The 22076-nt window shown below is 65.4% G+C and carries 13 protein-coding genes and 7 pseudogenes; 11 read left to right on the top strand and 9 right to left on the bottom strand.

The annotated features are described in order from the left end of the window. Positions 1-105 precede the first annotated feature (105 nt). The 3 genes and pseudogenes from SHTP_RS28015 to SHTP_RS28855 form a co-directional block, all read right to left on the bottom strand. Positions 106-2241, bottom strand: coding sequence for a DUF5631 domain-containing protein (locus tag SHTP_RS28015; protein WP_231991603.1), 2136 nt, complete (start codon positions 2239-2241; stop codon positions 106-108). A 28-nt stretch (positions 2242-2269) separates the two neighbouring features. Then, a complete protein-coding gene (locus tag SHTP_RS30115) occupies positions 2270-2560 on the bottom strand; it encodes a hypothetical protein (protein WP_338101606.1) in 291 nt (96 codons plus the stop codon). Between the two features lie 536 nt (positions 2561-3096). Beyond that, positions 3097-3376: pseudogene (locus tag SHTP_RS28855) on the bottom strand (integrase core domain-containing protein); the annotation flags it as partial. Between the two features lie 569 nt (positions 3377-3945). Between SHTP_RS28855 and SHTP_RS11590 the strand changes: the two are divergent. The 3 genes and pseudogenes from SHTP_RS11590 (at position 3946) to SHTP_RS11600 (ending at position 8944) form a co-directional block, all read left to right on the top strand. Beyond that, a pseudogene (locus SHTP_RS11590) lies at positions 3946-6288 on the top strand (putative alpha/beta hydrolase). After that, on the top strand, positions 6288-7130 hold the full coding sequence (locus SHTP_RS11595; protein WP_231991400.1) for a hypothetical protein: 843 nt from the start codon (positions 6288-6290) through the stop codon (positions 7128-7130). The pseudogene SHTP_RS11590 and the gene SHTP_RS11595 overlap by 1 nt, the downstream one beginning before the upstream one ends. A gap of 350 nt (positions 7131-7480) precedes the next feature. Next, positions 7481-8944 (top strand): annotated as a pseudogene (locus tag SHTP_RS11600) (phosphoinositide-specific phospholipase C-related protein). Between the two features lie 23 nt (positions 8945-8967). Here SHTP_RS11600 and SHTP_RS28870 read toward each other — a convergent pair. From SHTP_RS28870 to SHTP_RS11610, 3 genes and pseudogenes are all read right to left on the bottom strand, one after another. After that, positions 8968-9126, bottom strand: a complete 159-nt coding sequence (locus SHTP_RS28870) for a hypothetical protein (RefSeq protein ID WP_231991632.1) — start codon at positions 9124-9126, stop codon at positions 8968-8970. Then, positions 9114-9293, bottom strand: a pseudogene (locus SHTP_RS30120) (PPE domain-containing protein); the annotation flags it as partial. The pseudogene SHTP_RS30120 and the gene SHTP_RS28870, both read right to left, overlap by 13 nt. Before the next feature lie 189 nt (positions 9294-9482). Next, positions 9483-9893, bottom strand: coding sequence for a F420-dependent biliverdin reductase (locus tag SHTP_RS11610; RefSeq protein WP_096370667.1), 411 nt, complete (start codon positions 9891-9893; stop codon positions 9483-9485). A 35-nt stretch (positions 9894-9928) separates the two neighbouring features. On the opposite strand from SHTP_RS11610, the pseudogene SHTP_RS11615 reads away from it, so the two are divergent. The 4 genes and pseudogenes from SHTP_RS11615 to SHTP_RS11630 all read left to right on the top strand — a co-directional run bounded on the left by SHTP_RS11615 (position 9929) and on the right by SHTP_RS11630 (position 13317). After that, positions 9929-10677 (top strand): annotated as a pseudogene (locus SHTP_RS11615) (SDR family NAD(P)-dependent oxidoreductase). After that, on the top strand, positions 10674-11846 hold the full coding sequence (gene cbiE / locus SHTP_RS11620) for a precorrin-6y C5,15-methyltransferase (decarboxylating) subunit CbiE (protein ID WP_096372434.1): 1173 nt from the start codon (positions 10674-10676) through the stop codon (positions 11844-11846). The pseudogene SHTP_RS11615 and the gene cbiE overlap by 4 nt, the downstream one beginning before the upstream one ends. Continuing rightward, positions 11843-12592 carry a precorrin-4 C(11)-methyltransferase gene (cobM, locus tag SHTP_RS11625; protein ID WP_096372433.1) on the top strand — a complete coding sequence of 250 codons (750 nt, stop codon included), beginning with the start codon at positions 11843-11845 and terminating at the stop codon, positions 12590-12592. The genes cbiE and cobM overlap by 4 nt, the downstream gene beginning before the upstream one ends. Then, entirely contained in the window at positions 12589-13317 is a 729-nt protein-coding gene (locus SHTP_RS11630; protein WP_036426527.1) for a cobalt-precorrin-6A reductase, read from the top strand. The genes cobM and SHTP_RS11630 overlap by 4 nt, the downstream gene beginning before the upstream one ends. Positions 13318-13322: 5 nt before the next feature. On the opposite strand, the gene sigC is transcribed toward SHTP_RS11630, so the two are convergent. Beyond that, the gene (gene sigC / locus SHTP_RS11635; protein ID WP_012394740.1) at positions 13323-13877 is read right to left on the bottom strand and encodes an RNA polymerase sigma factor SigC; all 555 of its coding nucleotides are present in this window, start codon (positions 13875-13877) and stop codon (positions 13323-13325) included. A 135-nt stretch (positions 13878-14012) separates the two neighbouring features. Between sigC and bla the strand changes: the two genes are divergently transcribed. The 4 genes and pseudogenes from bla to SHTP_RS11655 all read left to right on the top strand — a co-directional run bounded on the left by bla (position 14013) and on the right by SHTP_RS11655 (position 19982). Next, on the top strand, positions 14013-14948 hold the full coding sequence (gene bla, locus SHTP_RS11640; protein WP_011740287.1) for a class A beta-lactamase: 936 nt from the start codon (positions 14013-14015) through the stop codon (positions 14946-14948). A gap of 351 nt (positions 14949-15299) precedes the next feature. Next, the gene (locus SHTP_RS11645; protein WP_096370668.1) at positions 15300-15731 is read left to right on the top strand and encodes an MmpS family transport accessory protein; all 432 of its coding nucleotides are present in this window, start codon (positions 15300-15302) and stop codon (positions 15729-15731) included. Beyond that, positions 15728-18722 (top strand): annotated as a pseudogene (locus tag SHTP_RS11650) (MMPL/RND family transporter). The gene SHTP_RS11645 and the pseudogene SHTP_RS11650 overlap by 4 nt, the downstream one beginning before the upstream one ends. 32 nt (positions 18723-18754) lie before the next feature. Then, positions 18755-19982, top strand: a pseudogene (locus tag SHTP_RS11655) (class I SAM-dependent methyltransferase). Here the strand turns inward: SHTP_RS11655 and SHTP_RS11660 are convergent. Then, complete coding sequence (locus SHTP_RS11660; protein ID WP_096370669.1) at positions 19979-21448, bottom strand: precorrin-2 C(20)-methyltransferase; 1470 nt, start codon at positions 21446-21448, stop codon at positions 19979-19981. The pseudogene SHTP_RS11655 and the gene SHTP_RS11660 sit on opposite strands and share 4 nt — an antisense overlap. Further along, entirely contained in the window at positions 21445-22071 is a 627-nt protein-coding gene (locus SHTP_RS11665) for a precorrin-8X methylmutase (RefSeq protein WP_012394735.1), read from the bottom strand. The genes SHTP_RS11660 and SHTP_RS11665 overlap by 4 nt, the downstream gene beginning before the upstream one ends. Between the last annotated feature and the right edge of the window lie 5 nt (positions 22072-22076).

Consider the following 22076-nt stretch of genomic DNA (forward strand, 5'->3'; position numbering starts at 1 on the left):
CATCAACCGGTGACGTTCCGCCAGGGTGGACAGGTCCGGGTGCCAGCGGTATCGGCGCCGGCATGCCTGTCGCGTGGCCATAGCTTTCCGGAACGGAGTTGATGGTCATGTGGGTCTCCTCATTGACATCGCCGCCATTGCCCAGGCTAGGTGATAGTTCGCTGCCGTGCGGTTGCCGTCGATCAGGGCGTCAATGGCTGCCAGCAGCATCCAATCGGTGGCCTCGGCCAAATCATGGTGCGGGTATGCCGCAAGAACCGAACGGTGAATGTCGCTGGCCCTGTCGCGCAGCAACTCCGCCTCGTTGTCCGGCACCCCGTAATTGCGTGCGGCGGCCACCGCCACCACCTGCGCAACCCGGGGCAAGCCGTCGCGGCGACGCACGTGCTCGGCCAGCGTTGGCCCGAGTTCGTCGATCTCGGGAGCAATCCGCGCCGCGCGGTCCCCGGCCAGTTTCGGCGCGTCTCTTCCCGGCTCGCCAATGTAGCCGTGCGGTTGGTGCACTGCCGAGATGGTGACCGCACCCAGCAAGTCGGCCGCGCCGATATCACTGCGCCGCGTGGCCGGTTCCAGCAGGGTCACGTGCGAGGGCAGCCGAACATGGGGTGGAATCCAGCCGCCAGCAAGGTCGGTGACCAGCAGCGTGGTTCGTCCGTCGTCGCGTAGTCCGGCGGCCCACGATAGTCCCGGTTCTTGACGGGCCACCGCATCGACGATGCGACGCAAGCGTTGCTGCTCGGCAGATCGTTTCGCTGAGTCGCCAGTCACCGCCCCGGTGGTGGCAGCGGCTGTCGCGCCGGCCATCGACGTCGGCCCGCTCGTAGTTTGAGCCTGGGCGGCATCGTGGGCGGCGGATTTTGCGACCGGTGACACCATCGACCCACCGGCGGACGGTGACGATGAGGGTGAGGCCACCGGCGCGCCTGACACTGGGCCGGTCGGTGCTGAAGGGACGGCTGGCGGCGCAACGGTCGGTGGACGCAGATCAGAGCCGTAGGCGGGCAGCGGCCCCGCGGGCGCCCCGACCGCCGGTGCTACCGATCCAGTGACAGGGCCGCCGGCCATCATCGGGGCTACGGCCGTCACGCCGCCGGTCATGTCGCTGGTCGGTGGTGCCACAGGCGGAGGGCTTGTGGGGGCCGCACCAAGGCCTGCGTCTGGAACATGGGTGAAACCCGCACCAGTGGCTGGGACGGTCGAGGGGGGTATGAGCGGCGCCGCCGAAGGAGCGGTCGTCGGGGGCGGGGGCTCAGTGGCCGCGGTCATTGCGCCGGCAGATATGGAGTTCGCACCGGCTGCCGCCGGGGCGCCCGTCGACATTCCATTCGTAAAAGACTGAGCCAGGGACTGTGGCGATAAGGGGGGAGCAGACGTTGCAGGTGTCGAGACGCCGGGGATTGATGGGCCTCCGACGCCGACTGCGGGGGCACCGGGCTGGAGGGGCGAGGGGGCGGGGGGGAAGCCAGTCGGCGACGCTGGTGCGCCTGGCAGTCCCCGAATAGCTCCACCAAACGTTGTGTCTCCTGGTGAAGGCGTAGGCGCTACTACAGCAGAAGTCGAAGAACCGTGGGACGCAAGGGCTCCGCCGACAGTTGACGATGGCGGTGGCTCTGGCGCAATCTCGTTAGGGGCCGATGCGTCCTGCAGAGCCAAACCTAACGTTGATGATTCGGGCGGGGTGTGCGGTGGGGAATCCAGGTCGTTTTGGGTGATTGGGAGTGTCGGTGGTGGGCCGTCGATGTCCGCGCCAAGCTGACTCAGCCAGGTTCGCGCATTGCCGCCGATGGTTGCATCGAGTACCCGCTGCGTCGCGTCTATGATGTTGGACATCGTCGTTGCTGCCGCGTTGGCGGCTTCGCTGTTTCTCTCAGCGATAACGGCGTTCACCGCAGCAACTTTTGCTTCCGTTGGCCCTTTGCCGGACAGAATTCGGTCAGTCTCATCATTGCCCGAATGAGCGATGTCGCGCAGCCGATCACGCAGGTTGTTGACTGCATCGACTACACGGCCGCTCTGGACACTCTTAGTATCGCACTGGTCGCCGATAGCGGTGAGACGTTGTTCGCCCCGCCAGTAACGGTCCATTAGGTCGTCGGCGGTGCGGCCCTGATTTACTGCTAATTGCGATCGTTCGTTCTGGAGATCGCGCGCCTCGTTATGCTTGATTGCCCCCGCCCCGCGCCAGTAAGTAGCACCGGTCGCGGGTGCGTCTGGCAATGCGGGCCACCAAGCGCCGACCAGCCATGCAGACTACTTGCCGGGTGGTAGGTCAGCCCCCACCACAGGTCGCCCTCATTTCCGCATCCTTGGCGATGACGTCGTCGGCCGCTGCCCGCCATGCAGGATCGCCACGTCCAGTCGAAAAGCTCGCTACGGCATTTGCATTGGTGTAGGCCTCGGCCAGTGCAAAGGCGGCGTCGCGCTCGTCGGGAGCCAGCGCTGGGGCCGTACGCAGTGCTTGCTCCAACATCACCGCGCCATTCACACCAGTTACGCCGGCGAGCGCTGGATCGCCGCCATTGGTGTCGATCTGCACAGAACGCGCAGCCAGCTTGTACACCTCACACAACTTCTGATGCGCTGCGGCGATCTCCTCAGCTGTATATGTCGGCGAGGCTGTCGTTGTTGGGGCCGCGGCGGATCCTGCGTTCCCTGGGCGCGTGAGTGCCACAACTAGTGCTGCGGCCCCGAGCACAACACCCACTATGGCGATGATGGCCAGGGCGACGAGTGGCCACGTGCGCGGGCTTGCTACCGGCTGGGGAGGATAGTTCGGTACCCATTGCGCGGCGGGTGGGGGGTTAGTAGTCACGCCACAAGGCTATTCGTTGCCGTAAATGTGTTGCCGTGAGTGGAGCATGGGTCATCGTTGATGACCTTCGCGAGGATGCGTCGGCGGTGGTGGTAGCCAGAATCGAGCTGATATGTCGTCAGCCATGATATGAGCCTCCCGTCGCTGGCGCTGACCTTGCGGTCCAATCGTGGATTGGATAGGCGCATCGGGCAACTCACCTGCCCGTGTGGAGATATCGGCGGGTGGGTCTGCCGCACTGATAGGCGACAGTTTCGGCTACGCGGCCTGGATGGCGCGACTGATCATGATTGCTTCGAATCTGACGGGGGCAACCGGCCAAGAGCGACTTGCCGACGGCGGCGGTCGTAGGTGCGTTTCGGTCCAGGTAGCGATCGCGATGCGCAGGTGCTCGCGGGTTTCCCAGCGGCGGCGACCGAGCACGTTCTTTCGCAGGAGGCTGAAAAACGACGCCATAGCGGCGTTGTCGCCGGCGGCCTGGACGCGACCCATGGCGCCGACCGTGCCGACCATGTCGTGGCGGGCCAGAGCGTGGACGAATGTATTGCTGCGATGGTGGCTACCCCCGTGGATCGGTTGATTGTGCTGGCAACGCGGCCGTGGCGCCCCTTTTGTCGCCGTTTGAGACCGGGGGGAATACCGGTTCTAGCGCCGCACGTGAGAATTCCGCGCGTTGCTCCGCTGACGGTGAATCCAGAGGGACGCCGAGTAAGACGGCAACGGCCGACAGGGCACCTTCCGGCCATGTCTCGGAGCGAGGTGGGGCCTGCCGTTCGGGTAGCGGGTGGTCGTCGTGGCCTGGGTGAGGCCATTCCTGTCGCGGCCGATTCCCACTCTCGTGGCTGTTGGGCTGGCGACGATGTCGAGGACAGATGTGGTTGCCACACCTCCAGGAGTGCGCGAGGGGGCCGATGCTTCCGCAGTCCCTTCTCCGGAGTGCAGGAGCATCGAGTGAATGGCGACAACTCATGCCGTAAGGCAGAATTCGCGCGTGGCTCCTTTGGCGTCGACTCCGTAGGATGTCCACCGCGGGTGGCCCGGGTGGCTGCCGAAGAGTCGTCATCAGCGGCGCTACGAGGCAGGAGCCGGTACGTTTTCGCCGATATGGATGACCCAAAACCCCGGAGGGTGCAGTGCAGCTTCGCTACATAAGTATCCCTCTGCTGATCGCCGAAGCCGGTGGTGATCCGTGGGCGATAGATCAAAGCCTCCAAGCGGGTCGCCCGGCGCAGATTTCGGACCTGGGGGGGGCGTTTCATGCTGCCGGCCGGTGCACCGCGGAGGCGGACGCCGCGTTTGATCAGGCCCGGCGCCGCTTCGAGGAAGCCTGGAATCGGCAGAACGGCGAGCACCCGATCAACGACTCCGCTGAGGTGCAGCGAGTTGCTCAGTCGCTGGGCGCCCAGTCCCTGGAATTACCCAAGATCGGGGTGGATCTGGAAAACATCGCCGCCGCTTTGGCCGAGGTGCAGCGATCCTCGAGTGGGAAGATCGCTGGACTCGAGGGTCAGCTGCGGCAACTCGATGATGAGATCGGCCAGGCAGTGATGCTTGAGAGAAACCACCAGCTCACCGCTGAGGACAAGGCAGCACTGGATGCTTTCATGCACGCGTGCGAAGACGACGCGATTCGCGACACCCAGGCTGCCCTGGCTGAGCTGAATTCGATCCGCGACGGGTATTCAAATTTCCTGAGAACCGCGGAGAAAAGTCTGGCTGTCGACGGGTTCGACCCCGCTCGGATTTGGGGCGCCGACAATCACGAGCCGGAGTCGGCTGAACAAGCTGAACAAGACGTCCATGATGCACTCGCTGGTGACCAGGGTGCGGCTGGACGAGTCAATGCTGTACTGGGTTCTATCACCCCCGATCAGTTGGCGGGCAAGATTCCGTTGACCGCCGAGCAGGCCTCGGTGTTGAGCCAGTTGCAAGCTCAAGAACACGGCATGTCCGTTGAGGCGCTCGCGGCCGCAGAGCAGCGCCTGGGCGCACAAAGGGGCATGATCGCCGATTTTTGGCAGCTGATGAGCAACCCGAATATGAGCTTCCCCAAGACTCCGCTGACCGTCGGGGCCAAGCAGGGTTCCGACACGGTAAAAGGTGGTGTTACGCAATTGCCTGAAAGCGTCCAGCAGGCGTTGAATTCGCCGGGAGCACTCTTCACACATCAAATGAACGACATCGCCGGTATCGTCAAGGACGGGGACAAGGGCTTTCAGACGAATACCGAGTTGGATCGCGCAATGATTCACAAGGCATCGGTCATGATGGACACGCCGATCTGGCATGCCGACCCTGCCAGCCAAGGCCAAGACGTCGAACGCGATCCCGTTCTAGAGCCGGCGGTCTCCAATGTCCTCTCGGCGGTCTCGCCGGATCACCAGGTGGTGCATGACACCGTCACCGGAGCCGACCACGACAAGTTCCTGGAAAACATCACCCACCATTACTGGAAGGACAACGGCCAAGGTGTTGGGTCGCTGTTTTCCTGGACGGGAGACCCGGCGGTGGTGCAAGGTCCGCAGGAAGGGATCGCCGCCGACACCGCCCACGCCTACAGTTCATACATCGGCAACAACCAGCAGGAGTTGCTGCACCTTCCGGGGAACCACACCCTTGGCCAGGTGAACCCGAACCTGGTCCGCGATATGGCCCACGGGCTGGGGCCCTACGTCAACAACATCGCCGAGACATCTGGGGGATTACCGGGATTCGGTGATCCGCTGGACGGCAAAACCCTGTCTGGTGCGCTGCCGGTGGCCAAGGGTGTCTTCTCGGTGCTGAGCAGCGACAACGAGGCGGCCCAGTACTTTAACGGCCAGGCATACGTGCAGGCCGTGCTTCACGAGGGCGCCTTTGCCGCTGATCCCACGCATTCGGGTTACAACCAGCATCTGTACGACGCCGCGACGTTGCGGGCGCTGGTCGACGTCGGGGCCCACAACGGGTTTCAAGCCAACGAGGACAATGGCTATCACCAGGATGTCTCGGAATAACAGTCCAAGAAATCGGCATATGAAACGGGCTTACAAGGTCTCACCGCAGCTGGTGGCTTTGTCCCCGGGGTCGGCCGCATCGCTGGTCCTACCATCGGCGTCCTGGGCCAGAACCTGGAAAATGGCATCCTCGGGCCAGCACCGACCGCGCCGACCGAAAATCCGATACAGCCCATGTCTTTGGGCATGGCCGACCAGGAGATCCTCAACGCCATGCCCGGAACGGGACATACCGTCACCGGGTTGCCGCCCGGTTACATCGTCTACGACGACGACCACCCCAACGGGCGCATCGCGACGCTGGAAGAACTTGAGCCGCAGGGCGTTACCCCCGGTCAATACAGCAACGTCATTGGCCCCGCTTTGTCGCAGTCGCTCGAACCCAGGCCGCCCAGCGAGAGCTTGTCCCCGGATGCGGCGTTGGTCAGCCGCTACGACGATATCGTTGGTGTCCCGCACCCCGATCAGGGCAGGAAGTGATGCGAATCCGACCCGAGTTGCGAACCATCGCAGCGTTTTTGGCGGTTGCTGTGCTGTTGGTCGGCGGATGCGGTTCGGGTGGGCGCTCGGGTGAGGGTCCGGCCAGTACGTCTGCGGTGGCGCCGGCGGGCTGGCCTGCGGCGCTGGACGATTTCACTATGGTGTGGACGGCCGAACCCGGTATCGACGTTACCGCGTGGCCCGCGGTGGTGGTGCGTGCCTACACCGAGTCGTTCCTGCTGGCCTCCATCACCCGTGATGACAAGTATCTTTATCCGGGTTTTGCGCAGTCGGTTGATCCCAACAAATCCATCCACGATCCGATCAGCACACAGTTTCTGTGGCCCAAGACCGACGACCCGCGGGAGCCTCGGTGGGTGGGCACCCAGCGCGATCACATTCTGTCGGTGACGACATCCGGCCGCGACGTGACGGTAATAGTCTGCGAATACACGTTCGGCGTCGCCAGTGAAAGCTATTTGCGTGGAGGATGGTGGTGCGCGCATGTTGTAGGGCCAGAACCGTATTCGGGTATCGATAAGATGCGGATCACCATGACCGCTCCTGTCAAGCCTGTTGCGCCGCCGCCCGCCCAGCAGGGACCGGCGCGCGCGCCGTCGATCGATGTTTTCGCCGGTTGGAGGATCACCAGCCGCCAGGGTGGGTGGTTCGTCGCAGCTGGAGTGGGGTCGGACTGGCCGGGTGCTGCCGAAGACAGAGACACCTGTCTCGCGAAGGCGCCCCCGCACCCCGACTTTGTGCCCGGCGAGGAATATGACCGGTCGTTGTTTCCGACCCTGCCGGCGTCTCCCGGCTGGCCGTCAACGAGCGCGAATGCATGAGAAGGTCAAGCCTCGCAGCGTTTTTGGGGTGAAGGTTCGACGAGTACGCCTGCGGCGCCGCCGCGGGTTGGCCTGCGGCGCTGGACGATTTCACCCTGGTGTGGACGGCTGAACCCGGTATCGACGTGACCGCTTGGCCCGCTGTGGTGGCGTGCGTGTGCATCGATGAGTCCGGTTCGGTTGAGGTAGGGCCACTGAGCTGAGACGACGGGACGGTGGCGCCCAAGGCGGAGAAGACAGTTCCGGGACTACCGAGGTCGGCTCAGAACTCCGCTTACACCTTCCAACCGTCCTTGCAACACTTCGACAACATCTCTCGATGTCGGCGCGCTGGCGTGTCAAGGTAGCGCATGCCCGGCAGCCGATGGATGAAGGGCGCCGTCGTCATCGGCGTGTTCGGGGTGGTGTTGACGACCATCCCGCCGGTGGCCGCCGACACCTCCGGGGTGGTGGCTCCGCCCTCGCCAACCGCGCCGTGCGACGCCATCAGCCCCATCGCGGTCCCGTGTGTTGCGCTCGGCAAGGCCACCGATGCGTTCGGCGCCGAATGCCGCCGGGTCGGCATAGCCGACGCGCACTGTGTTCTGCCATTGGCGCACAAGGTAACTCAGGCTGCGAGGGACGCCTACCTGCACTCTTGGGTCCACCGCGTGGCGTAGTTCCAGTACGCGCTGCAGGACGAGTTGCCGCTACGGCAGGCCCAGTGGCTGGGCACCCACAACTCGTTCAACAGCCTCAGCGAGTCTTTCACGCCCTCGCATGCCGACTCGAACCAACAGCTTTCGCTGGCCCAGCAGCTCGATATCGACGTCCGTGCGCTGGAGTTGGACCTGCACTACATCCGGCGGCTCGATCTCGTCGGCGGACGTGGGGTGACGGTGTGTCACGGGCTCGGACCGGACAAGGCCAACCTGGGCTGCACCACCGAACCGGCCTTTGGCAACGTGCTACCCGAAATCGCCAACTGGCTCGGCACGCCGGCACATTCCGATCAGGTCATCCTGCGCTACCTCGAAGACGAGTTGAAGGACGCGCGCGCGTACGCCTCGGCGGTTGGCACCCTTGACGGTGTCTTGCGTCGTCCGGACGGCAGCAGCCTCATCTACCGACCCAACCCGGCCCAGCGCGCCGCAGACGGCTGCGTGCGGCTGCCGCTTAACCTGTCGCGCAATGACGTTCGCGGATCTGGTGCACAGGTTGTGGTGGTCGGCTCGTGTGCATCCGGGTGGGCGTCGGATGTTTTCAACTGGGACGGTGTCGAGGTGGAGAAGGGCTCCACCTCCGGCTACCGGGCCTACCCGGCTTGCGACGCCACCTACGGCGCGGGCACCTACGCCTCCAGACTGGTCCGCTACTACGAGGACTCCACTTTGGTCTCCGCCCTGGTCAAACCGACCCGGCCGCCGACGGATGCACTCGCACCGGCGAAAGCCAAAGCCATGATCGACTGCGGCGTCAATCTGTTTGGCTTCGACCAGCTGCTGCCAGAGGACGGACGGATCCAGGCGTCGCTGTGGAGTTGGGCACCAGATGAACCTCGCGCCGGCGCCGGCGAGTGCACCTTGCAGGACCGGGACGGACGTTGGGTGTCGGCGCCGTGTACCGACGCGCACCCCGCGGCCTGCGTGACCGCGGCGGGAACATGGGCGGTGACCTCGACGGCCGTCACGTTCGCGGGTGCTCCGTTGGCCTGCACCGCCGCTGGGGCCGATTTTGCACTGCCCCGATCCGGTGATCAGAACGCCCGGTTGCACGCCGTGTCCAGCTTGGCCGGGGGTGCGTGGGTGCGATACACCCTCTCGCCGGGAATCTGACGCGCGCAGGGTGGTCAGCGGCCCTAACGGCCAAAGAATCCCGATTGCTCCGTGCGGGTGTTGATGGCGCCGGAATCGTACTTGCCGGCGTACATGAAACCGGAGTTGTAGCCACCGCTACCCGAGTTGAAGAAGCCGACGTTGGAACCGCTGCCGCCAGCGCCCACGCCGGACCCCGCCACGCCGCCGACGCCAGGTTCGCGATCGATGAGCGGAAAGACTGCGCCGCCGCGCCCAATTCATCGGACAACCCAGCCCAGGCCGCCGACGCCTGCCACATCGGTCCCGAACCCGCGCCAGAATAGATCAACAATGAATTGATTTCAGGCGCCCGCATAACGTAATTCATTCCCAGTGAAGCCTTCCCCCGTGCACACCGATGCGAGTCGCCAATTCGGCGATCACGAAAGCCCATTTGCCGCAGGGGCAGAAACTTGGTTTCCGAAATCCGGGCTGATCCGCTCACGAACTGCGTCTGACAGCCGCCGGTGGTTTCTGAGTGACCCCCGCGTCATGACGACGTCGCCGGGGGAGCGGGCTAGTCGCCGCGGTCAAGTAGCGACGAGGACCCCAGCACCCGCTGGATCTCGACTTCGATGACCACCCGTCGCGGGTTGGGCCGGGGGGTGCGATAGCGCTGTGCGTAACGCAATTCCGCGTCACGCACGGCGTCGAGGTCGTTGTTCACCAGGGCATTGCCTTCCAGGGACAGCCACCGCGCACCATCCACTTGGCTGAGCACCGCGATCCCGCCCCGGTCGGCGTTGACCGCCTTCTGGGAACCGCTGGTGGTGATGACGCGTGCGATGTGGGTGTGGGGATCGAAGGTGAACCCCACCGCCACCACGTGAGGTGAGTTGTCGGCCCGTAGCGTGGTCAACATGGCCAAATGGCGCTCGGAGAGAAACGCCAGCGCGTCATTGGTAAGCCGGGTAGTCGTCTTGGCCATCGCTACCCACGCTAGCGCAGGCGATAATCGCAGCCGTGGACGACACGAGCGCAGGTCCGGTGGTAATTTTCGGCGGTCGCAGCGAGATCGGCAGTGAACTCGCGCGCCGGCTGGCTCCGGGGGGACGGTGATACTGGCGGCGCGGGGCGCCGACCAGCTTGACGTGCAGGTCGCCGCCCTGAAGACCGCCGGCGCGGCGGCGGTGCACACCCGCGAGTTCGACGCCGACGACGTGGCCGGCCACGGCCCGTTGGTTGCCTCGATCGTCGCCGATCACGGGCCGATCGGTACCGCGGTGCTGGCTTTCGGGATCCTGGGCGACCAGGCCCGTGCGGAGCGCGACGCCGAGCATGTCATCGCCATTGTGCACACCGACTACGTCGCTCAGATCAGTCTGCTCACCCACCTGGCGGCGGCGATGCGCACCGCCGGCCGCGGGGCGCTGGTGGTGTTCTCCTCGGTGGCCGGGGCGCGGGTACGTCGCGCCAACTATGTCTACGGATCGGCCAAGGCCGGCCTGGACGGCTTCGCCAGCGGATTGGCCGACGCGCTGCACGGCACCGGGGTGCGGTTGCTGATCGTGCGGCCCGGTTTCGTCATCGGGCGGATGACCGAGGGCATGGCCCCCGCACCCCTATCGAGCACCCCGGACCAGGTGGCCGCCGCCACCACGCGGGCACTGGCCAAAGGCCGGCGCACCGTCTGGATTCCGTGGGCACTGCGGCCGATGTTCTTCGTGCTGCGGCTACTGCCGCAATTCGTGTGGCGAAAGATGCCGCGATGATTGTCGTGGTCGGTATCGGCGCCGACGGCATACCCGGGCTATCCGATGCGTCGCGCTGCGAACTGCAAAGAGCCACAATAATTTACGGCTCCAAACGGCAGCTTGACCTGCTCGATGAGACGGTCACCGCCAGTCGTCCTGAGTGGCCGTCGCCGATGCTGCCGGCGCTGCAACAACTGCCCGCCGATGGACCCGACATCCACGTTGTCGCCAGCGGCGATCCACTGATGCACGGCATCGGCGGCACCCTCATCCGGCTGTTCGGCCCCGAACACGTCAGGGTCGTGCCGCACGTTTCCGCGGTGACGCTCGCGTGCGCCCGAATGGGCTGGAACGTGCATGACACCGAGGTGATCAGCCTGGTCACCGCGCCGCCGCACACCGCGCTACGCCGCGGCGGGCAGGCGATCATCTTGTCCAACAGCAAGGCCACGCCCTCGCAGCTGGCGGCGCTCCTGCATGCGCACGGCAGCGGTGACTCCGAATTCAGCGTGCTCGAACAGCTCGGCGGTCCGGTCGAGCGCCACCGCCACGGCACCGCCAGAAAGTGGGCCGCCGAGGCCCCCGTCGACGTCGACGACCTCAACGTCATCGCCATCCGCTATCTGCCCGAGGCGCGGGTACTGGCGCCGCCCGACGACGCCTTCGCTCACGACGGCCAGATCACCAAACACGGCATCCGCGCGCTGACCGTGGCGGCCCTGGCGCCGCGGCCGGGTGAGCGACTATGGGACGTCGGCTCGGGCTCGGGCAGCATCGCCGTCCAGTGGTGCCGCAGCTGGCCGGGCTGCACCGCGGTGGCTTTCGAGCGTGACGAGCGGCGCCGGGCCAACATCGAATCCAACGCGGTGTCCTTCGGGGTAAGCGTCGATGCGCGCGGCGAAGCGCCGCTGGCGTTCGAGGGCACCGCCGAACCATCGGCGATCTTCCTCGGCGGTGGCCTGACCCAGCCCGGTTTGCTCGACAGCTGCCTGGGCCACCTGCCCACGGGCGGGCGTCTGGTCGCCAACGTGGTCACCGCGGAGTCGGAAGCCGCGTTGGTGCACGCGCACTCGCGCCTCGGCGGCCAGCTGCGACGATTCCAGCACTATCAGGGCGAGCCGCTGGGGGGCTTCACCGGCTGGCGCCCGCAGATGCCGGTCACCCAATGGGCGGTGACCAAGCGATGACGGTCTATTTCATCGGCGCCGGGCCGGGGGCAGCGGATCTGATCACGCTGCGCGGTCAACGGCTGCTCCAAAGCTGCCCGGTGTGCCTGTACGCAGGCTCGATCATGCCCGATGACCTACTCGCTTACTGTCCGGTTGAGGCGAAAGTCGTCGACACCGGTCCGCTCACCCTCGAACAGATCATCACCGAACTCGCCGCCGCTCACGCCGCCGGCCACGACGTGGCCCGGCTGCACTCGGGTGACCCGTCGCTGTACAGCGCGCTGGCCGAGCAGTGCCGCCGACTCGACGCGCTGGGCATCGGCTACGAAATCGTTCCGGGCGTACCGGCGTTCGCCGCTGCCGCGGCCGCACTCAAGCGCGAGTTCACCGTGCCCGGGGTGTCGCAGACCGTCACGTTGACCAGGATTTCCACCCTGTCCACGCCGATGCCGCCGGGGGAGGACCTGGCTGCCCTGGCCAAGCCCGGCGCCACGCTGGTGCTACACCTGGCCGCCGCGCAGATCGATGCCATCATCCCGCAACTGCTGGCCGGAGGCTACCGACCCGAAACACCCGCCGCGGTAGTCGCTTTCGCCAGTTGGCCGCAACAGGCCGTGCTGCGCGGCACGCTGTCCGACATCGCCGCACAGATGCACAACGCCAACATCACCAAGGCCGCGGTCATCGTCGTGGGCGACGTGCTGGCGGCCGACGGCTTCACCGACAGCTACCTGTACTCGGTGGCCCGCCGGGGGGCGCATTGACGCGGCTATTGCTGCTCGGCGGCACCAGCGAGGGGCGCGCCCTGGCCGCCCGGCTACATCCGCAGGTCGACCTGGTCAGCTCGCTGGCCGGGCGGGTGCCCGACCCCGCGCTGCCGGTTGGTCCGGTGCGCATCGGCGGGTTCGGCGGTGTCGACGGGCTGCGACGCTGGCTCGTTGACGAGCGCATCGACGCCGTGGTGGACGCCACCCATCCGTTCGCGGCGACCATGACCGCCCACGCCGCCCAAGTCTGTGCCGAACTGGCCTTACCCCACATCGTCTTGGCTCGCCCACCATGGGATCCGGGGGCGGCCCTGGTGGTGAGATCCGACATCGAAGCGGCGGAATCGGTAGCACAACAACGGTTCTCGCGGATATTTCTGACCACCGGCCGATCCGGCACGGCGGCCTTCATCGACAGCGACGCATGGTTTCTGATTCGCGCGGTCACCGCGCCTGACGGCGCCTCGTTGCCGCGTCGTCACCAGCTGGTGCTCTCCCGGGGGCCATACCACTACGACGACGAGGTGAGGCTGCTGCGCGAACACCGGATCGACGCACTGGTCACCAAGAACAGCGGCGGCGCCATGACACGCGCCAAACTGGATGCCGCTGGCGCACTCGATGTCCCGGTGGTGATGGTGGCGCGACCGCGGCTACCGGCGGGCGTAAGCAGTGTCGGCACGGTCGAGGAGGCCGCCGCTTGGGTCGCGCGCCTGCGCTAGCTACGTCAGCCGGTTAGATCGTCGCGCTCGTTGTCGGCGAGCAGCGCGTCGCGCGCCCGGGCGACACGGGACCGGATGGTCCCCACCGGGCAGCCGCACACGGCGGCGGCGTCGGTGTAGGACAGGCCCAGCAGCTGGGTCAACAGCAGCGCCTCCCGCTGATCGGAGGTCAGCTGGGCGATCATCGTGGTCACTTCCACCAGGTCTTCGAAGCCGCGAGCGCGCCGTCCACGGTCAAGGAGCAGCTCGGGGTCCACCCCGTGTGCGGCGCGCGGCCGTGCTTGCAGGTGGCGGATGTGATCGGCCACCACCCGCCGTGCGATCGCCAGTAGCCAGGTTCGAGCACTGGACCGCCCGCCGAACCGCCGGATGGCGCCGATGGCGCGCAGGAAGGTCTCCTGGGTCAGATCGTCGGCGCTGCCCGCGTCCGACAGGTAGGCCACAAAACGCCACACGTCTTGCTGGGTGGCTTTGATGAACGCTTCGAATGCCCGCGCGTCACCATCCGCGGCCGCCAGAGCCAATGCTGTGACGGCCTCGTCGTCCGGTGACGTGGTCATGGGCAAATACCTTAACCGGGCAGGTGCGGCGCCCTACGACCGGCCGTCGTAGAGCGCCGCGGCGGGGCCGCCCCACGCCGCAGCGCCGGGGAAGCGACACGCTGAAACCGGGATCGTGGGACACTCGTTCGCGATATGCGTCCCTCAAACCCGCGGTCGGCGGTAAACCGGCGTCAGTTGCTAGCGGCGATGGCTGCGTTGGTCCCGCTTTCGGCATGCGCCAAAGCGGCCAGTGATCAACACTTGGCCTCGACGATGGCGGTGCCCAGCCCGGACCTCGAAAGCCGCTTTGCTGAACTCGAGCAGAAGTACGAGGCACGACTGGGGGTGTACGTGCCGGGAACCGACGCGACGGCGGCGGTCGAGCATCGCGGCGATGAACGATTCGCCTTCTGCTCCACGTTCAAGGGGTTGCTCGGTGCCGCGGTCCTGCACCGGTATTCGATTGCCCATCTCGGCACGGTGATCACCTACAACAGTGCCGATATCCGGTCGACGTCGCCGATCATCGAGCAGCATCTGGCGACCGGGATGAGCATCGGCGGGCTGTGCGATGCGACGATTCGCTACAGCGACGGCACCGCGGCCAATCTGTTGCTCCAGGACATCGGCGGTATCGCGGCCTTCAACGAGTACCTGCGGAGCCTGGGTGACTCGGTAAGCCGGCTTGATCAGATGGAACCAGAGCTGAACCGCAATCCGCCCGGAGACGTGCGCGACACCACCACCCCCCATGCCATCGCTATGGACTATCAACAGGTGGTTCTCGGTGACGCGTTGCTCCCCGAGAAGCGCGACAAGCTAATCGACTGGTTGGGGCGCAGCACCACCGGTGCCAAGCGAATCAGGGCCGGATTCCCGGCTGACTGGCGGGTGATCGACAAGACCGGCTCGGGCGAATACGGACGGGCCAATGACGTTGCGGTGGTGTGGTCACCGGGTGGCACGCCCTACGTGGTGGCGATCATGACCGATCGAGTCGGCGGCGGCCCCGAGGCCCCCTGGTGTGATCCGCTGGTAGCCGACGCGGCCAAGTGCGTGGCCGACGTTCTCGCACAGTGGTCTGCCTGAGCCTGCATTTGCCTGAATTGGCCGGCGGCGTGCGCTAGCCACATGTATCGGCATCGTCTTGGTTCGCTCCGCCGGCCTTCCTATATACCCTACGGGGTATGGTATAAATGGTCGTCGGGCGGATGTTGTGAACGAAGGAGGGGACGGGTGAGTTGGCGCATGTCAGCAACTGGTCGTCCCGTGTCGTGCCGGCATGCGTGGGGCGGTGAAAGTGGTGTTGACGTGGTCAGGGCGGGGCGTTCTTTGGGCCTGATGACCAACGCTCGCAGGGGCAAATGGCCCTATTCCACGCGACAGCGGGCGAGCCAGACTAATTCGGTGGCTAGGGGCCATGAGCGAAAGGAAACGTAAGTGTTCACCTTTCTGAAGCGGGCGTGGGTGCCGATCGTTGTTGTTATCGCGGTCGCCATCGGGGGCACAGCGGTCGATCGTCTTCGGGGTGTGTTCGGCTCCGACGAGATCTTCTCGTCGACCGGCAGCAGCGTGGAGACCATCGTGCCGTTCAACCCAAAACAAGCGACCTACGAGTTTTTTGGGCCAAGTGGTACGGCCGGCAGCGTGAGTTATCTGAACAAGAACGCCGAGCCCGAGGAAGCGGATTTCAGCACCCTGCCCTGGACCCGCGCGATCACGACGACAATCCCGGCGATCATCGCCAACATCGTGGCGCAGGGCAACAGCGACAGCATTGGTTGTCGCATCACCGTCAACGGTGACGTCAAGGACGAGCAATCCGCGCAGGGACACCACGCCCAGACCTTCTGCTTGGTGAAAGCAGCATGAGCGGCAAGAGCGGCAACGACCGCCCCCGATTCATGCGGATGGTGCGCGCGTTCGCGATACCGATCATCCTGATCTGGCTGTTGCTGACCATCGCGGTCAATGTCTTCGTGCCGCAAATCGAGTTTGTCGCAAGGGATAACGCGGTGACGATGTCGCCGCAAGATGCGCCCGCGATGATCGCCGCCAAGCGCATCGGCAAGACGTTCCACGAGTCCGACTCGGACAGCATCGTGATGATCGTTCTCGAGAGCGACAAGGAACTCGGCGACGCCGCACACCGCTACTACGACGGCCTGGTGCAAAAGCTGGAGGCCGACACCGAACACGTCCAGCACGTCCACAACCTGTGGGCGGACCGAATCACGGCCGCGGGTGTTCAAAGTGGCGGCGACAAAGCCGCCTACGTGCAACTGAACATCGCGGGAAACCAAGGCGGCACCCTGGGTAACGAGTCTGTCGACGCGGTGCGCGCCATCGTGGACCGGTCACCGCCACCTGACGGAATGCGGGTCTACATCACCGGTCCGGCGGCTTTGACCACCGACATGAACGAGGCCGCCGACAAGAGCATGTTCAAGATGATGGGCGTGACCGGCGTGGTCATCATGATCATGCTGTTCATCGTCTATCGCTCGGTCAGCACGGTGCTGCTGGTGTTGGCGATGGTCGGTTTCGAGATGGGCACCGCCAGGGGAGTCATCGCCCTGCTCGGGCACCACCATTTGCTGGGGTTCTCGACGTTCGTCGTGGCCATGTTGTCATCGCTGGCAATCGCGGCGGGCACCGACTACGCGATATTTCTCATCGGCCGTTACCAAGAGGCACGCCAGGCCGGTGAAGATCGCGATACGGCCTACTATTCGATGTTCCGCGGCACCTATCACGTCATCTTGGGCTCGGGGCTGACGATCGCCGGCGCAACGTTCTGTCTGCACTTGGCTCGGCTGTCCTACTTCAAGGCACTGGGCATCCCCTCTGCGTTGGGGTTGTTGGTTGTCATTGCCGGTGCGCTGACGGCGGCGCCGGCCATCGTCGCGGTGGCCACCCGGTTCGGCCTGCTCGATCCGCGACGGATGATCAAGGTCCGCGGCTGGCGGCGCATCGGTACCGCGACCGTCCGCTGGCCTGGGCCGGTGTTCGTGGCGTCACTGCTGATTGCCCTGGTCGGGATGATGGTCGTGCCGGGCATGAAGATCAGCTACAACGATCGCTACTACATCCCGCGTAACTTGCCGTCCAACGTTGGGTACGTCGCCGCGGAGCAGCATTTCAGTGCGGCGAGACTGAACCCCGACATCCTCATGATCGAGGGCGATCATGACATGCGTAATTCCTCGGACATGATTCTGCTGGACCGGATCGCCAAGGAAGTTCCGGGCACCGGGTATCGCGCGGGTGCAAAGCATCACCAGGCCCCTGGGCAGCCCCATCGAGCACTCGTCGATTCCGTTCCTGGTCAGCATGCAAGCGCTGCCGATACAACAGAATCTGAAGTTCATGAAAGATCGCACGGCCGACATGCTCAAGATGAGCGACGACCTGGGCGCCATGATCGCCTCGATGGAGCGCATGCAGGGTCTGCTGGGTCAGATGAGCGGCACGACGCACCGGATGGTCGGCGACATGGGCGAAATGCGGGTCACGCTCAACGAAATGCGGGATCATCTGGCCGATTTCGATGATTTCGCGCGACCGTTCCGCGGCTACCTGTACTGGGAACAGCACTGCTTCAACATCCCGGTCTGTTGGGCGTCGCGATCGGTCTTTGACGCCATCGACGGCGTCGACAAGTTCAGCGAGAACATGGACGCGCTGATCGGCGACATGAACGACGTCGACTCGATACTGCCCCGGATGCAGGCCGAGTTCCCGTCGATGATCGCGGTGGCAACCTCCATGCGAGGCACGCTGCTCATCCTGCACAGCAGCTTCTCGGGGCTTGTCACACAGATGTCGCGGATGACCGACACCGCTAGCGCGATGGGCCAGGCGTTTGACGCTTCCAAGGCCGACGACTACTTCTATCTGCCGCCGGAAGCGTTCGACAACCCTGACTTCCAGCGGGGTCTGAAACTGTTCTTGTCATCGGACGGTAAGGCCGTGCGCTTCATCATCACCCACGACTCCGACCCGGCAACTCCGAAAGGTATCGCGGCGGTCAAGCCGGAACTCAATGCCGCGCGCCAAGCGGTGAAGGGGACGCCGCTGGCCGACGCCAAGTTCTATCTCACCGGGACAGCGGCGATCTACAACGACATCCAAACCGGTTCCAAGTACGACATCCTGATCGTGGGAATCGCGGCGCTGACGTTGATCTTCGTGGTCATGGTGATCATCACCCGGGCCTTGGTGGCTTCACTGGTGATCGTCGGAACGGTGTTGCTGTCGTTGGGCGCCGCATTCGGGCTGTCCGTGTTGGTCTGGCAGCACATCCTGGGCCTGGACTTGAACTGGATCGCGCCGGTGTTCGGGGTGATCATTCTGTTGGCGGTCGGATCCGACTACAACCTGCTGCTCGTTTCGCGCTTCCAGGAAGAGATCGGCGCAGGACTGAAGACCGGCATCATTCGCTCGATGGGTGAAACGGGCGGTGTGGTGACCGCGGCCGGACTGGTGTTCGCCTTCACCATGTTGTCCATGGTTGCCAGCGACCTGCGCTCGATTGGCCAGGCCGGCAGCACGATTGGTCTCGGCCTGTTGTTCGACACCCTGATCGTGCGCTCGCTGATGACGCCATCGGTGGCCGCGCTGCTCGGACGCTGGTTCTGGTGGCCGCTGCGAGTGCGGCCGCGCCCGGCCAGCTACATGCTGGGCCCCTTCGGGCCGCGCCGGCTGGTTCGTTCCCTGCTGCTGGGCGAGCCCACAGATGTGGCGACTTCCCAGCCGGCTGGATACGGTGGTTCGCCTGAACGTTCTAACGGCGATCCGGCCACTGTCCCAGCAGCTGCTCCGGCGCCGGAGACGGGCGGTGCTGACGGGAGCGCTCGTTAGCTGGCCCGACAACCGAAGGAGCCAGCGCCGAAGTGAACGACGATCCGCGTGCCGACATCGTCTCTCGTCAGTACCAGCGGTGGGTCTACCCGCATCCCATCGAGGATTTGCCGGCATGGACCTCAGCCAACTGGGAGTGGTTCGATCCGGTGTACTCCCACCGGATTCTGTGGCCGGACCGGGCATACCAGCCCGATCTCGATATCTTGATCGCCGGCTGCGGAACCAACCAGGCAGCGATTTTCGCGTTCACGAATCGATCGGCGAAGGTCGTCGCCGTCGATGTCAGTCAGACTTCACTGGATCATCAGCAGTATCTGAAAGACAAGTACGGGCTGACCAACCTCGAGTTGCATTTGCTGCCAATCGAAGACCTGCACACGCTGGGGCGTGACTTCGATCTCGTGGTATCCAGCGGCGTCCTGCACCACATGGCAGATCCGCTGACCGGAATGAAGGCGCTGGCCGGTTGCCTGCGCCCCGATGGCGTGGTCGCGGCGATGCTGTACGGCAAGTACGGCCGCATCGGCGTCGATCTGCTGGATTCGGTTTTCCGCGACCTGGGTCTGGGCCAGGACGACGTTTCGGTGACGATGGTCAAGGAAGCCATCGCTCTGATGCCGCCCTACCATCCGGTTCAGAACTATCTGAAAAAGGCTCGGGACCTGACCTCCGATGCTGCCTTGGTCGATACCTTTCTGCACGGCCGCCAACGCAGCTACACCGTGGAGGAGTGCGTCGACCTCGTCGCGGACGCCGGATTGGTATTCCAGGGCTGGTTTCAGAAGACACCGTACTATCCGCACGATTTCTTCGTGCCCAACAGCAAGTTCTATGCGGCGGTGAACGCGTTGCCGGAGCCGAAACTGTGGTCGGTGATGGAGCGCGTGGAAACATTGAACGGCGTCCATCTGTTCATGGCCTGTCACCCGGATCGGCCCAAAGAGTCTTACACGATTGACTTTTCGGCCGCAGACGCGTTGGACTACGTTCCGGTGCTGCGGACGCGCTGTGCGGTGTCGGGCAACGAAATGATCTGGCCCGGTTTCCAGATGACGCCCAAGCCAGAGCAGCTGGCCTTCTTACGCAAGGTCGACGGCCGTCGCACCATTGGAGAAATCGCGGCCGGTGTCGCGCAAAGTGGCGAGGGCCCCGGGGGGCGGCATCGCCGAACTCGAGGAGTTCGGCCGCCACCTCTTCAAGTCGCTGTGGCGGCTGGATTTCATTGCGGTGGCGCTCAATACCGGCCCAGCCGGCTAGGGGTAGTGGCGGGGCGTGAACACCCGGTCGGTCGAATCAACGGCATACCACTGGGTTTGGGACGAGCCGATGATCAGCAGGCAGCGCATGTCGACGTCGGCTGGGTTCAGGTCGGCCAGGCGCACCACGCGGACATCCTCATCGGGTCCGGACACATTGCGGCCGATCACCACCGGAGTGCCTGGGTCCCGGTGTTGCAGCAGCAGCTCTCGCATCGCGCCGACCTGCCACGTCCGAGTCTTCGACGCCGGGTTGTAGATCGCCAGCACCAGGTCCGCCGCGGCGGCAGCGCCAAGGCGTGCCGCGATCACCTCCCACGGCTTGAGCCGGTCCGACAGCGAGATCACCGCGTAGTCATGTCCCAGCGGGGCGCCGACCCGACTGGCCACGGCCTGGGCCGCCGTCATCGCGGGAATGACCCGAACCGGCACCCCGGGCCACTGTTTGGCCTCCTCGAGCACGGCAGTGGCCATTGCGAACACGCCCGGGTCGCCAGAAGACACCACCGCCACCGCGCGCCCCTGCTCGGCCAGCGAGCAGGCCAGCCGGGCTCGGGCGGGTTCGTCGGTGTTGTCGCTGGGATGACGCCGCTGGCCGTCACGGACCGAAATCCGGTCCAGGTAGGGGCCATAGCCGATCAGGTCGGTCGCCCGTGCCAGATCCCGGCGGCTCTGTGGCGTCATCCAGTCCGTGTCGCCGGGGCCCAATCCGACCACGGCAACGGTGCCGGCGACCACCGTGCTCCGACGGCCGCCAGGCAGCATGGCCAGCGAAAAATAGGGCACGCTGGCTTCGTCGACGTCGGCGACTGGCAACACGCGCTGCCCCGGCGTGCTGGCTCGCTCCACGTAGAACGTGTCATCGAGCTGGCCGGAAGTCGAAAGTGCTTCGCGGACATTGTGATACGAACGTCCCAGCTTGAGCACCACGGCCGCGTCGACGTCGGCGAGGCGACGGGTCAGCTCGGCAACCGGCAGGGTGCCGGGCAGCACCGACAGCACCTCGTCGCCGGCCACCAGCGGGGTGGCGATGGCCGCGGAGGCGGCGCTCACCGAGGTCACCCCCGGCACGATGACGGCGTCGAACCGCTGGGTCAACCGGGTGTGCAGGTGCATGTATGAGCTGTAGAACAGCGGGTCTCCCTCGGCGAGCAGCGCCACGTTGCGCCCGGCATCGAGGTGCGCGGCAATGCGCTCGGTGGCCTGCTCATAGAAGTCCTCGAGCGCGCCGGCGTAACCGCCGGGATGATCGGTGGTTTCGGTGGTCACCGGATAGATCAGATGCTCCTCGATCTGGCCGGGCCGCAGATACCGTTCCGCGATGCCGCGGGCAATGCTGCGGCCGTGCCGGGCGCTGTGGTAAGCCACCACATCCGCCTCGCCGATCACCCGGGCGGCCTTGACCGTCACCAGCTCTGGATCACCGGGCCCCAGCCCGACACCCCACAGTGTGCCCCTATCGGTCATTCGCTGTCGTTCGCAATCGCGTTGACGGCGGCCGCGGCCATGGCGCTACCGCCGCGGCGGCCACCTACCACCAGATAGGACATGCCGCGCGGTCTGTCGATGAGTTCCTGCTTGGACTGGGCCGAGCCGACGAAGCCCACCGGACCGCCCAGCACCGCGGCCGGTGCTGGCGCCCCCTCGTCGATCAACTCGAGTAGCCGGAAGAGGGCGGTGGGTGCGTTGCCGATCGCCAGCACCGCGCCGGCCAGCCGATCCGCCCACAGCTCCACCCCGGCCGCCGAGCGGGTCGTCTCGCGTCGCGCGGCCAGCCCGGCCGCCCTGGGATCGGCGACCAGCGACACCACCTGATTGTCGGCGGGCAGCCGTGCGACGGTTATCCCGGCCGCCACCATCGAGGAATCACACAACACCGGGGCACCATCGCGTAGCGCGGTCCCGGCCCGGGTGACCACATCAGCGGTGTAGGCCACGTGCTCGGCGACATCGACCTGTCCGCAGGTATGGATCAGCCGTACCACCACCCGTGCGATATCGGCGGGAAACCGACTCAGATCGGCCTCGGCGCGGATGGTCGCGAACGACTGTCGATAGATCTCCGCGGCGTCACGGATGTAGTCGAGCACTCGCT

The organism is Mycobacterium ulcerans subsp. shinshuense (assembly GCF_002355775.1).
Taxonomy (GTDB): domain Bacteria; phylum Actinomycetota; class Actinomycetes; order Mycobacteriales; family Mycobacteriaceae; genus Mycobacterium; species Mycobacterium marinum.